Genomic DNA, 11,817 nt, shown 5'->3' on the forward strand with positions numbered 1-11,817 from the left:
CGAACGGCTCAGTCATAAAACCGCCACTTCCTCGTACTCTTAACAGAGATCAGCGACAGCACCAGAACTTTTCTGTCGGGATCGGCAAAAAAATCGGGCCCGGGCCGGCACCGACCGCCGACCCGGGCCTCGCGGGATCCAGGCCGCTTCGCATCACTTGAGCATGGTCAACCGCCGGCTGGCCGCCTGTCCGCCGGTCTCGAGCCGGCAGTGGTACACGCCCGCGGCCACTGGCTGGCCCGCGTTGTCGCGCCCCTCCCACACAGCTTCGTGCGCGCCGACGGGCAGCACCTGTCCGTCGTGCAGCGTGCGCACCAGCCGCCCGGCCACATCGAAGATCCGCAGGCGCACCGCTCCCGGCCGGTCCAGGCTGAAGCCGATCACGGTGCGCGGGTTGAACGGGTTCGGCACGTTCTGCGCCAGCCCGAACGCCGCGACCGGAGCGCCCGGCACGCCCGACACGGAGGCGGGCGCCGCCGCTTCGCTCTCGTTGCCCGCGAAATCGACCGCCGTCACGATGTAATGTGCGCCGAAGTCGCCCACGGCGTCGGTCCAGCCCGTACCGGTCGTCTGGTGGACCAGGCTGCCGGGGCCGGGCACGAACGCGGCACTGGCCCCGCGGTACACGTTGAAGTGGCGCAGGTCGGCGTCGGCCGATTCCGCCCAGCTGAGCGCGTTGCCGCTTCCACCGTACGCCACCGCCACCTGCTGCGGCACGTTCGGCGCCAGGTTGTCGATCGAGACGCCGGCCAGGACCAGCGAGTCGTGGTTCAGGCCGACGGTGGTCGTGCGCGCACGCACCAGATACGTCGTCTCGTAGTCGCCGTTCTCCGCTGAATAGTCGGCCAGGCTCGGCACGATCACCGAATACTTGTCCTCGCCGTCGGCCGCAAAGAGGCCCAGGTAATCCCAGTCGCCGGGCGGCAGGCTCTTGGCCTCTTCCGGCGACGGCGGGTTCAGCGCCTTGGCCCCCAGCAGCGGATCGACCAGGCGGTACACGGCGTAGCCGGCCAACGTCTCAGGGCTGCCGGCGCGGTCGAAGGCGCTGCGCCGCCAGGTCAGCCGCAGTTGGCCGCCCTGGTCGTTGGGGACGTCGGCCACCGCGGTGATGACGGGGCGGTCGAAGAGGAACTCGAAGGCCAGGTCGGTGATGACGGGCGAGGTGCCGTCGCTGTCCAGTCCCAGCACGATGTTCCACGACCAGTCGCCGGTGCCGTCATCTCCGTAGTACTGCCACGGCGTGGGCGTGCCGTCGGCCGCCGGATCGAAGTCGCCCCAGGCACCGTCGACGACGACCGTCCAGGTGGCGGCTGCCGGATCCCCGCTCGTGACCGCCGACATGCGCAGGCCGAGCAGGCCGTCACAGGGCTGGGGACGATCTCCGCGTAGTTGTACTGCGGCTGCCAGGCGTGCGATGCGTAGTGCATGCCGACGAGCGCATCGGCGTACTCCGTGGTGATCCAGGCCTGTGAGGTGCCCAACGCCATGCGGACGGGGCTCAAACTGCCGGTGGGGAAGGCGCCCGTCTGCGGGATTCCTGCGGTCGGGTCGCTGATGTCCACCTCGTGCAGGACGTGGGTGGCGCCGATGTCCAGGATGACGCGGTTGCCGACGACCGCCAATCCATAGACATCATCCCCGGCGACGGGGACGGGGTAGGTGCCCAGCAGCACCGGTACGGCGCCCCCGATGTCGTAGACCAGGAGCCCCACATCATCGACGGTCGCCAGCAGGCGATCGCCATGGATGGCCACATTGCGCACGAAATCGCCGCCGAAGACGGAGGCAATGACGGCCGGCGTTGCCGGGTCGGAGACGTCATAGAGATGGATGTAGGTGTAGGTGCCGACGCACGCACGGTCGCCACGCAGGGCGACTGACAGGACGACAGGGTTGCCCGTCGGGATGGTCAGTGCGCCCAGCTGCGGGATCCCGGAGTAGGGATTGCTGATGTCCCAGAGTTTCAGACCGCCGGACATCGTCAGGGCCCGCCCGCCATCGACGGCGAGCCGGCCGACCAGTACACCCGGAACGGAGTTGATCACATTCGGCGCCGAGGCGTTCCCCCGGGGGGCCCCTCGCCCTTCTCGGCGCCGGCTGGCCTCCGAACGGGTTGTGGCGGTGGCTGCACGCTCCTGAGCCCCTCCCAGCACAATGAATGGGTTTCTTTCAATGCGGGTCGCCCACTGCTATATGGCGACCAGCGCCCACCACTTCTCCTGCGGCGCCAGCCGGACAGCGGCTGCCGGCGGCGCCTGTTTGCCCTGGTCTCGCGGCGGGGCTCGCGCGCAACAGGGGCGAGGGCCACACGGCACCCGGCACGGGTACCTGAAGCTGGCGGGCAGCAGCGCACTGGCGGGCTTCTCGCCATTGGCGGCCAGCGCTGCTGGCACGGCGGGGGGGCGCCCACCACGCACCTGCGCCCGGCTGCGCGGCTCCCAGCGACGCTGTCGCCGGCGGCTTTGGCGTCTGAAGGGGCCGCATCGTCGAGATGCGCTACTTCGGCGGGTTCACCCACGACGAGATCGCCGCCGCCCTGGACGTGTCGACGCGCACCGTCGAACGCCACTGGCGGTATGCCCGGGCCTGGCTGTTCCGCGCCATGCGCAACGAACCGCCGGCCCCCGCAACCGACGGGGAAGTGCCTGTTGGCTGAACGGCCACGCCGGTCTTCGACTGGCCCTGCGGGTCGCGGGCGTGCGGCGACGATGCGGAAGATCATCCGCGCGGCCATCCTGACCCCGGACGCGATGCGCCGCTTCCGCAACGAGTGCCGCCTGCTGGCGGGGGGTGGCAAGGGCGGCCGGCTGGTCGTCGAGCACGTCGAGGGTCGGCCGCTGGACGCCTGGTGCGACGAGCATGCGGTGGATGCGCGCGGTCGCGTCCGGTTGCTGATGCAGGTCTGCGAGGCGGTACGCCACCTGCACCGCCACTCGATCCTGCACCGCGACCTGAAGCCGGCCAACGTGCTGGTCGATGCCGATGGGCGACCACGCCTGATCGACTTCGGCATCGCCCGCGCGCTGGACCTGGCCGACGACGATGTTGAACAAACCATCACCGGGCTGGAACGCATGACCCCGGCCTACGCCAGCCCCGAGCAGCTGCGTGGCGAGCCGCTGTCGCTGGCCAGCGACGTCTACGCCCTGGGCGTGATGGCCTACCGCCTGCTGACCGGCGAACTGCCGTACGCCGGACGCCGGCGCTGGGAACTGGAACGCGAGATCACGACCACTGCGCCGCGGCGACCCAGCGAGGCGGCCCGGCTGGCGCCCGTGGCGGCGCAGCACCTGCGGGGCGACCTGGACACCATCGTGCTGGCGGCGCTGCGTCCCGAAGCGGACCGCCGGTATCCTTCCGCCGAAGCCCTCGCGAGGACTTCGAACGATACCTGGACGGACGACCTGTCCGCGCGCGCGGCGATTCGTTCACCTACGTGGCCGGCAAGTTCGCGCGGCGCCATGCGGCGGCCGTGGTGCTGACAGTCATCGCCGTTGCTGCGCTGACGTTTGCCGCCGTGACGGGATTCACCCTCTACGGCCGCGCCGAAACCGCGCGCCGCGAAGCCGTGCGCCAGCGCGCGACAGCCGAACAGGTCAGCGGGTTCCTGGAGGGGCTTCTCGCGGCCTGGACCCCATGAGCGCCGGCACGCGCGCCGACATCACCGTGCGGCAGGCGCTGGACGAGGCCGCCACGCGACTCGAGCGCGAACTGGCCGCCGAGCCGACCGTGGCCGCCGCCCTGCACCTGACGATCGGCAACGCCTACGTGAACCTGGGACTGTTCGACGAAGGCGGCCGGCACCTGGACGCGGCGCGATCTCTATGTTTCGGGCCGCGCCGAAGGCGTGGACGGCCTGGCCATGGTGGCGGTGCGGCAGGCCGACCTCGCGATCAAGCAGGGACGCCTGGCCGTCGTCGACAGCCTGATGGCCCCCGCGCTGGCGGCAACGACCGCGCCCGTGCGGGTCGGCGCCCAGCTGAACCTGTCGCGCCTGCGCACCGAACAGTCGCGGCTCGCCGAGGCGGAAGAAGCCGCGCGCGCGGCGGTCGCCCTGGCCGACGCGCCCGGCCTGGAACCGGCGCTGGCTGTACAGACGCGCTCGCAACTGGGGACCGTGCTCTACCGGCAGGGTCGCGCGGCTGCGAGCTGATGATCGCGCGGCGGCGGCGTTCGGACAGACGCACGTGTTGACCGCCGAGGCCGCGCAGAACCTGGGCGCGGTCCTCACGGCGCTGGGCCGGCCCGAGGAAGCGGTCCTCGCCTTCGGCGAGGCGTTGGCGGTCTACGAGCGCCTGTACCCGACCGGGCATCCCGAGTTCGCCGTCACCATGAGCAACCTGGCCGACGCCGAAAGTGCGGCGGGCCGGCACGACCGGGCCCTGGGCAACTACGAACGCGCGCGCGGCGTGATCGAGGGCAGCCTGGGACGCGACCACGTGAACTGGGGCCTGACGACCAACGGAATGGCGTATTGCCGCTGGCGACTGGGCGAGCGCGAGGCGGCCGTACCGCTCTACCACGAGGCCATCAGGGTGATGGCCGCCGGACTGGGCGACAGCCATCCCTGGACAGCTGTGACGAGGAACACCTGGCGCGGGTGCGCCTGGAACTGGGCCACGTGAACGAGGCCGAGGCGCTGGCGCGGCAATCACTGACGGATCTCGAGTCGGCGTTCCCCGGCGGCCACGCCTACACCGCACGGCCGCTGACCCTGCTGGCCGAGATCGCGCTCGAACGCGGCGACCTGGGCCCGGCCGGCGTGCTGATCGCGCGCGCCGACACGTTGACAGGCGCCTCGCCCGCGGCCGGCGGCGACCGCGTGGCCGTGGGGCTGCTCACCGCGCGGCGGCTGCGATTGACCGGCCACAAGGCGCAGGCGGACGCGATGCTCGACTCGCTGCAGGCGCTGGTCGCCGCCGCGCCCCGGCCCAGCGCGGACCTGCTGGCTCGCATCACTGCAGCTCGCTGATACGGCACGCGCCTCAGCTGCCGGAACCGCCCGCCGCCACCGATCGCTCGACCTGCCGCAGCTGCCGGCTGGCCTGGATCGGCATGGTGATCGGCAGCGTCGCGTAGATGAACCCGGCCCAGACACCCATCCACCCGGGCATCACGGCCGCATACAGCGCCGAGACCAGCCCGGTGGCGCCCATCACCACGTACGACTCGATCTTGTGCCGCGTCCGCAGCCGCTCCAGCGCGCTCAGGCGCAGTTCGGGCACCCGCAGCGCGTGCGCGTAAAGCAGGCCCAGCATGGCCGACTGTGCCGCAAAGCCCAGGCCGTAGATGACGAACAGGCCCACCAGCTCCTCTCGCGAGGCGATGGAGAATTTCGCCGGCAGCGCGCCCCCGCTCATCCACGAGGCCAGCGCCCCGAAGACCATCTTCAGCGGGTACACGTAGATCAGCATCACGAAGACCATCGCCAGGCTGAGGAACGTGGAGGTGCGGTCCTCCAGCCCGTAGCGCTGGCTCCACATGCGGTGGGCAGCCCAGAACCCGGCGATGGCGGCGAAGCTGGCCGCGAAAGCGGGCACGTCGCGCAGGGCGGCCAGCAGTTCGGCGTAGCTGCCCGGCACCCCGCCGGTGCTGATCACCAGGATGGTCACCGAGAACGCGAAGGCCGCGTCGCAGAACGCCTCCAGGCGGGTGGCCGCCAGGCCGCGCTGGCGCACGTGGTCGCGGACGGGCAGTTCGGCCAGTTTTTCGTCAGTCCACTCGTTCACGGCTCGATACCTCCGGTTTGGGCCGCAGCATGGCCGCTTTCGCCCGGTTCGTCCAGATGCTAGAGTCAGCCTGTCCCTCGCCGGCGCCCCGGCCGGCGCGACTGGTCCCGAGATCCCGCGAGGTCATCGTGCGCACCATCAACCGCCGGCTGCTGCCGGCCATTGCCCTGCTGGCGATCGCCGCCACCGCCTTCGCCGCCACGCCCGTCACCCCCCCGGGCGAACCCCCGACTCCCACGCCCTTCACGCGCCTGGCCGACGCCGGCACGGCGAAGGACTTCGAGGATGCCGGGCTGGTCGTCGTCTACGAGCACGCCGTCAACCGGGTCAAGACAAGCGGCGTCACCTATGTAGACGGCTACCGGTTGACCAAGCTGCTCACACCCGAGGGCTGCCGCGACAATTCGGTGCTCTACTGGCACTACGACCCGCAGAGCCAGGCGCTGGAGATCCGCGAGGTCAACGTGCTGCGCGACGGCGCGAAACTGCCGGTCGACGTGGCCGGGGTGCACGACCTGCCGGCGCCGCAGTCGGCCATCTACTGGCGCGACCGCATCAAGACGCTGCAGTTGCCGCGCCTGCGCGTGGGCGACGGCATCGAGGTGGTCACCTTCAGCAAGGGCTTCACATACGCGCTGCTGGCCGAGGGTGGCGCGGCCAGTGGTGGCGCGGCCCTGGCCGACGCCCCCGGCGACGAGAAGTACATTCCGCCCATGCCTGGCGAGTACTTCGACATCGTCCTGTTCGCGGGCGACCAGCCCATCAAGGAGAAGCGCTACGAACTGGTGCTGCCGAAGGACAAGCGCCTGCACGCGGAGAACTACAACGGCGCTGTCTACTCCTCGGTGACCTACGACGCCGAGACCACCACGCACGCCTGGTGGTGCAAGGACATGCCGGCGCGGGCCCACGAGCCCTCGCAGCCCGACGCCAGCGACTTCGCGCCGAAGGTCGTCATGGCCACCGCCGAGAGTTGGGAAGCCAAGAGCCGCTGGTTCTTCGACGTGAACCGGAACCAGTTCGAGGTGACGCCGGAGATCCAGGCCAAGGTCGACGAGGTGCTCGCCGCCGCCCGCGCCACGAACGCCGACGACGCACGCAAGGCCGAGGTGCTGGTGCACTGGGTGGCGCAGAACATCCGTTACAGCGGCCAGACCATGGGCCAGGGCGAGGGCTTCACGCTGCACCCCGGCAACATGATCTTCGAGCAGCGCTCGGGCGTGTGCAAGGACATCGCCGGCATGCTCATCACGATGATGCGCGCGGCCGGCCTCGACAGCTACGCGGCCATGACCATGGCCGGCAGCCGCATCGACCAGGTGCCGGCCGACCAGTTCAACCACTGCGTCACCGCCCTGCGCCTGGATGACGGCGCCTTCCGCATGTACGACCCCACCTGGGTGCCGTACAACAACGACATCTGGTCGAAGTCCGAGACCGAGCAGCACTACCTGGTCGGCTCGCCCGAGGGCCAGACGCTCAGCCGCATCCCCTACTCGCCGCCGGAAGAGTCGGCGCTGATGGCGCGGCACAACGCCGTGCTGGCCGACGACGGCGCGCTGAGCGGCACCATCGACGTGTCGGGCGGCGGCGCCTCCGACGCCCGGCTGCGGCGCTTCGTCTCCGGCTCGCGGCGCCAGGAACTGGCGATGGCCGTGGCCGGCCTGCTGGCTGCCGTCAACCCGCGCGTGGAAGGCGTGACGGTCACGCACCTGGCGCCCGACGACTTCAGCGGCGACATGTGGCTGAAGATCGCCTACCGCATCCCCCGCTTCGCCACGACCACCGGCGGCACGCTGGACTTCACCAGCCCGCTGCTGCAGCTGATGCACGGCAACGCCACGTTCTACCGCGCCGGCAGCCAGGACTGGCCGAAGGAACGCGAAACCTCGCTGATGCTAATGTTCACGCAGCTGCTCGACGCGCAGGAAACCGTGCGCCTGCCCCAGGGTTGGAAGCTGGCCGACGCCCCCGAGGCCGACCCCGTCGACGAGACCTACGCCATGTTCGCCGGCAGCGCCGCGCAGGACGGGCGCGTGTTCACGGTCACGGCGAAATCGGCCGTCAAGCGCCGCCAGATACCACCTGACGGCTACGCAGGGTTCCACAAGGCTGTCGCCGCCTCGCGCGACTGGTCGAAGCAGTCGTTCCACTTCACGAAGGGGGGCAAGTGATGAAGACGCCAATGACGATCATGGCCGTCATCCTCGCCCTCATGGTGGGCGCCGGCGCCGCGACAGCGGCACCCGGCCTGGGCACTTCGGCCGGCCACGACCTCGACGCCCTGTGGGCGGCCGCGCAGCAATCGCCCGGCTTCAGGCTGCAGGACGCGGTGCTGCTGCTGGAGAGTCGCGACGTCGCGATCAATGACGCCGGCCAGGTGACCACCACCGTGCACCGCGTCGTCTGGATCGGCACGGCGGCCGGCCTGCGCGCGCACGCCGACCTGCGCGTGCCCTGGAACTCGGCCACCTGCACGTTCGAGGTCACGAAGCTCCGCACCTGGCGCGAAGGCCGCTGGTGGCCCGACGCCAACCGCATCAGCGAGACCGCCGTCGTGCACACGCTGCCCTACGCCGTCGACCATGCCGACGACTACACCGCCATGCGCGAGACGATGCTGCTTCACGATGGCGTGGAGCTGCCCTGCATCATGGAGACGCTCTACACCATCACCGAGCGCAACCTGCCGGCCGTCGACGATGTCTTCGTGCTGGCGCAGCGCGACCCGGCCATGCTGGTGCAGCTGAGCGTGAGCGCACCCTCTTCGCGCAAGCTGCACCACTTCGAGCTGAACGGCGCCCCGGCCCCGGTTGCCGGCGAGCGCGACGGAATCCAGGTGCTGACCTGGTCGCTGCGCCCGGCGCCGGCCCTGCGCCTGCCGCTGACCGGCAAGCCGGCGGCGTTCGAGCCCACGGTTGCCTGGTCGACCTTCGGCGACGAGCGCAAGCTCGGCGACGCCTGGAACAGCGCCTTCTGGGAAGCCGCCGTGGCACCGAAGGCCGTGGTCGACTCGCTGCGCGCCACCGGCCGCGAGGCTGCCGGCGACCGCGCCCGTGTCGAAGCCGGCGGCCGCTGGCTGGCCGCCACGGTGCGCCTCATCCACACCGACGAACGCTGGTGGGCCTTTGCGCCGCGCCCGGCCACCCGCACGTGGGAAACGGGCTACGGCCACGTGCTGGACCGGGCCGTACTGTGGGCTTCGCTGCTGAAGGCCGACGGCTGGCAGGTGCTGCCCGTGCTGGCCGACGCGGTGGGCGCCACCGCCGCGCCCGGCCTGCCGCACCTGGCCGGACGCGGTCGCCTGCTGCTGCACATCCAGGGCGGAGCCGACGCGCCTTCGCGCCGGCCCATCCTCGTCTGCGATCCCGAGGACTTCACCGTCAGCGGCGAGAGCGTGCTCGACGGGCGCCCGCTGCTGTGGCTCTACGGCGAGGTCAAGCCGCAGCCGCCGCGCGGCGAAGGCGGCGAGTTCACCGCCGAACTGAGCCTGGCCGCCGGCGACAGCGCCTGGACCGGCTCCGGCTGGATCTCGGGACGCGGCCTGCTGGCGTTCACCGACCGCGTGGGCGGCGCCCCGGGCGATCTCGCGAAGCACGCGAAGGCGGTTACCGCCGGTGTGCTGGCGGGCGCCACGACGCCCACGGCCGGCCTGACGATGCTGGTCCGCAGCGGTTCGGACCTCCGCTGCGACGTGAGCCTGCCGCCGGCCAAAGCTGACGACCAGGGCAACCACAAGCTCGTCGTCGGCCGCCCTGTCGGCGGCCTGCTCGACCGGCTGCCCCGCGACTGCCGGCTGGGCGAGGAATCGCGCGCCACGCCGGTGCTGCTCGGGGGCCCGCTGCGCCAGTCGCTGGTGCTGCGGCTGCGCCTTCCGGCCGACGCCGTGGTGACGAAGCCGGCCGATCGCGCCCTGGCCAACGCCGCGGGCCGGTTCAGCCTGGTCGTGACCGAGGCGGACGGCTGGCTGGACTACCGGCGGGAGCTCCAGCTGGAGGCGAGCGCCGGTGCCGCCACGCTCTGGCCGGCCCTGCGCGCCCTGTTGCTGGAAGAGGCGGATGCCGCGAACGGGACCCTTACCTGGCGTCCGGCGGCGAAGAAGTAGCGGCAGCGTCGGGACCGGTCGCGAAATGCGACCGGTCCATGCCGTGCGAGGTGAGCTCGAGCCGCAGGGCCGTCAGCGAGCGGTTCACGTCGTAGAGGAAGATCGACAGCGATATCACCAGCGAGACCATGCAGCCGATGAACAGCGTGGCGATGACGGCCGTCGCCTCCACGCCCACGATGGCGGTCACGAACAGCGCCACCACCAGCACGGCGGCCAGCAGGGCGCTGCCGGTGGCGAACGCGATGGCCGTGCGGATCTGCCCGGCGCGCCGCCAGATGATGGCGATCTGCGCCTCCATGACCGCCCGCTTGGCCGGCGACGCCTCGGCCAGCAACGGCCCCATCACCCGCGCGCGGTCGATGGCCCGGCCCAGCCGGTTGGTCATGGTCAGCAGCAACAGGCCGGTTCCCGAAACCAGGATCGCCGGCCCCACCGCGGTCTGCAGCACGGGCACCAGGTTGGTCATTCGCGCCTCCTTGTCCCCATGATGGGTAGCCGGCGGTGCCCCCGCAACCGGGGAGGCGCTTTCTTGCCGCTGGTCAATGGCTTCCGGTGCGTTAGATTGGACTGGTGGTTGCAGCGAACGTGATCCGGACGGGGAGAGATCCATGCGTAGAATCATCGTGGTCGTGCTGGTGCTGGCCGTTGCGGCCGTGGGCTTCTGGAAGTTCAGGGACAGCCGCGCCGCCGAACCGACCAGCTATCGCCTGGTCGAGATCACCAAGGGCGACCTGGCCTCGGTCGTCGCCGCCACGGGCAACCTGCAGCCGGTGACCACGGTGCAGGTCGGCACGCAGGTCAGCGGCATCGTCGACGAAGTGCTGGTCGACTTCAACTCCCATGTCACGGCCGGCCAGGTCATCGCCCGCATCGACAAGACGCTGCTGATCTCGGCCGTTTCGTCATCGCGCGCCCAGCTCGAGCGCATCGAGGCCGAACAGCGTCACGCCGAGGCCGAGTACCAGCGCCTGAGCGAGCTGCACGACCAGAAGATGATCTCCGACAGCGAGTTCAACACCGCCCAGTACAACCGCGATGCGGCCCGCGCCAGCGCCAAGTCGGCCAAGGTCGACCTCGAGCGCGCCGAGCGGAACCTCGGCTACGCCACCATCACCTCGCCCATCGACGGCATCGTCGTGCAGCGCAGCATCGACCCCGGGCAGACGGTGCAGGCCTCGTTCTCGGCGCCGCAGCTGTTCCAGATCGCCGGCGACCTGGCGGCCATGCAGATCCTGGTCTCGGTCGACGAGAGCGACATCGGCCAGATCAAGGTCGGGCTGCCCGTCAAGTTCACCGTGCAGGCCTACCCCGACGACTCGTTCTCCGGCACTGTGCGCCAGGTGCGCCTGCAGTCGGTCACGCAGGAGAACGTGGTCACCTACATCGCCGTGGTCGACGTGCCGAACGCCGACCAGCGCCTGCTGCCGGGCATGACCGCCTCGGTCGAGTTCATCGTCGACCAGGTGCAGGACGTGCTGCAGGTGGCCAATGCGGCACTGCGTTACCGCCCCGACCAGGAAACCATGACCGCGATCATCGAGCGCAAGCGCGCCGCCATGCAGGCCCAGGGCGGCCCCGGCGGGGCGCCGGGCGATACGTCGCGTACGCGGGGTGCGGCCGGCGGGTCTTCAGGCGGCCAGGCGGCGGGCGGCATGACCGGCATGCCCGGCGGCGGCGCCCACGGCGCTCCCGGCGGCATGCCCGCCAACCGCGGCACGCTCTGGTTCACCGACGAGAACGGCAAGCTCGACGTGATGTTCGTCCGCACCGGCATCACCGACGGCACCAACACCGAGATCCGCGGACGCGAGGCTGCCGAGGGCCAAAAGGTCATCGCCGGCGTCACCACCGCAGCCGCCGCGGCAACTGCCGCGACGAGCTCGCCCTTCCAGCAGCAACGCCAGTCCGGCCCCCCGCGGCCGGGCGGCTTCTAGGGGACGCCGTGGCCGCCCAAATCAGCCAGGCCGAGGGCAACCGGGC

12 protein-coding genes are annotated in these 11,817 nt (G+C 70.9%); 9 read left to right on the forward strand and 3 right to left on the reverse strand.

The annotated features are described in order from the left end of the window. Positions 1 to 153 precede the first annotated feature (153 nt). The gene (locus IPG61_07385; protein ID MBK6733902.1) at positions 154 to 1,341 is read right to left on the reverse strand and encodes a hypothetical protein; all 1,188 of its coding nucleotides are present in this window, start codon (positions 1,339 to 1,341) and stop codon (positions 154 to 156) included. 1,150 nt (positions 1,342 to 2,491) lie between these two features. Here IPG61_07385 and IPG61_07390 point away from each other — a divergent pair. The 6 genes from IPG61_07390 (at position 2,492) to IPG61_07415 (ending at position 4,972) form a co-directional block, all read left to right on the forward strand. Beyond that, on the forward strand, positions 2,492 to 2,656 hold the full coding sequence (locus IPG61_07390; protein ID MBK6733903.1) for a hypothetical protein: 165 nt from the start codon (positions 2,492 to 2,494) through the stop codon (positions 2,654 to 2,656). A gap of 52 nt (positions 2,657 to 2,708) precedes the next feature. After that, positions 2,709 to 3,482, forward strand: a complete 774-nt coding sequence (locus tag IPG61_07395) for a serine/threonine protein kinase (GenBank protein MBK6733904.1) — start codon at positions 2,709 to 2,711, stop codon at positions 3,480 to 3,482. Continuing rightward, positions 3,476 to 3,640 carry a hypothetical protein gene (locus IPG61_07400; protein ID MBK6733905.1) on the forward strand — a complete coding sequence of 55 codons (165 nt, stop codon included), beginning with the start codon at positions 3,476 to 3,478 and terminating at the stop codon, positions 3,638 to 3,640. The genes IPG61_07395 and IPG61_07400 overlap by 7 nt, the downstream gene beginning before the upstream one ends. Positions 3,641 to 3,847: 207 nt before the next feature. Beyond that, complete coding sequence (locus IPG61_07405) at positions 3,848 to 4,153, forward strand: hypothetical protein (protein ID MBK6733906.1); 306 nt, start codon at positions 3,848 to 3,850, stop codon at positions 4,151 to 4,153. A gap of 34 nt (positions 4,154 to 4,187) precedes the next feature. Further along, the gene (locus tag IPG61_07410) at positions 4,188 to 4,625 is read left to right on the forward strand and encodes a tetratricopeptide repeat protein (protein MBK6733907.1); all 438 of its coding nucleotides are present in this window, start codon (positions 4,188 to 4,190) and stop codon (positions 4,623 to 4,625) included. Beyond that, positions 4,601 to 4,972: a hypothetical protein gene (locus IPG61_07415; protein MBK6733908.1), complete on the forward strand. Its 372-nt coding sequence runs from the start codon at positions 4,601 to 4,603 to the stop codon at positions 4,970 to 4,972. Before IPG61_07410 ends, IPG61_07415 begins: the two co-directional genes overlap by 25 nt. A gap of 13 nt (positions 4,973 to 4,985) precedes the next feature. On the opposite strand, the gene IPG61_07420 is transcribed toward IPG61_07415, so the two are convergent. Beyond that, the gene (locus tag IPG61_07420; protein ID MBK6733909.1) at positions 4,986 to 5,729 is read right to left on the reverse strand and encodes a DUF1211 domain-containing protein; all 744 of its coding nucleotides are present in this window, start codon (positions 5,727 to 5,729) and stop codon (positions 4,986 to 4,988) included. A 128-nt stretch (positions 5,730 to 5,857) separates the two neighbouring features. On the opposite strand from IPG61_07420, the gene IPG61_07425 reads away from it, so the two are divergent. Further along, positions 5,858 to 7,903 carry a DUF3857 domain-containing transglutaminase family protein gene (locus IPG61_07425; GenBank protein ID MBK6733910.1) on the forward strand — a complete coding sequence of 682 codons (2,046 nt, stop codon included), beginning with the start codon at positions 5,858 to 5,860 and terminating at the stop codon, positions 7,901 to 7,903. Further along, on the forward strand, positions 7,900 to 9,834 hold the full coding sequence (locus tag IPG61_07430; GenBank protein MBK6733911.1) for a DUF3857 domain-containing protein: 1,935 nt from the start codon (positions 7,900 to 7,902) through the stop codon (positions 9,832 to 9,834). Before IPG61_07425 ends, IPG61_07430 begins: the two co-directional genes overlap by 4 nt. On the opposite strand, the gene IPG61_07435 is transcribed toward IPG61_07430, so the two are convergent. Further along, positions 9,806 to 10,303 carry a DUF2721 domain-containing protein gene (locus IPG61_07435; GenBank protein ID MBK6733912.1) on the reverse strand — a complete coding sequence of 166 codons (498 nt, stop codon included), beginning with the start codon at positions 10,301 to 10,303 and terminating at the stop codon, positions 9,806 to 9,808. The two genes, IPG61_07430 and IPG61_07435, sit on opposite strands and share 29 nt — an antisense overlap. Positions 10,304 to 10,445: 142 nt before the next feature. Between IPG61_07435 and IPG61_07440 the strand changes: the two genes are divergently transcribed. Continuing rightward, positions 10,446 to 11,771: an efflux RND transporter periplasmic adaptor subunit gene (locus IPG61_07440; GenBank protein ID MBK6733913.1), complete on the forward strand. Its 1,326-nt coding sequence runs from the start codon at positions 10,446 to 10,448 to the stop codon at positions 11,769 to 11,771. Positions 11,772 to 11,817 lie beyond the last annotated feature (46 nt).

It is taken from the genome of bacterium (assembly GCA_016703265.1).
In the GTDB taxonomy this organism is placed as follows: domain Bacteria; phylum Krumholzibacteriota; class Krumholzibacteriia; order LZORAL124-64-63; family LZORAL124-64-63; genus CAINDZ01.

What these genes read in the sequence shown, in the direction of transcription:
- IPG61_07390 (MBK6733903.1), top strand. Translation starts at nt 2,492, where the DNA reads ATGCGCTACTTCGGCGGGTTCACCCACGACGAGATCGCCGCCGCCCTG.
- IPG61_07435 (MBK6733912.1), bottom strand. Translation starts at nt 10,303, where the DNA reads ATGACCAACCTGGTGCCCGTGCTGCAGACCGCGGTGGGGCCGGCGATC.
- IPG61_07395 (MBK6733904.1), top strand. Translation starts at nt 2,709, where the DNA reads ATGCGGAAGATCATCCGCGCGGCCATCCTGACCCCGGACGCGATGCGC.
- IPG61_07385 (MBK6733902.1), bottom strand. Translation starts at nt 1,341, where the DNA reads ATGTCGGCGGTCACGAGCGGGGATCCGGCAGCCGCCACCTGGACGGTC.
- IPG61_07440 (MBK6733913.1), top strand. Translation starts at nt 10,446, where the DNA reads ATGCGTAGAATCATCGTGGTCGTGCTGGTGCTGGCCGTTGCGGCCGTG.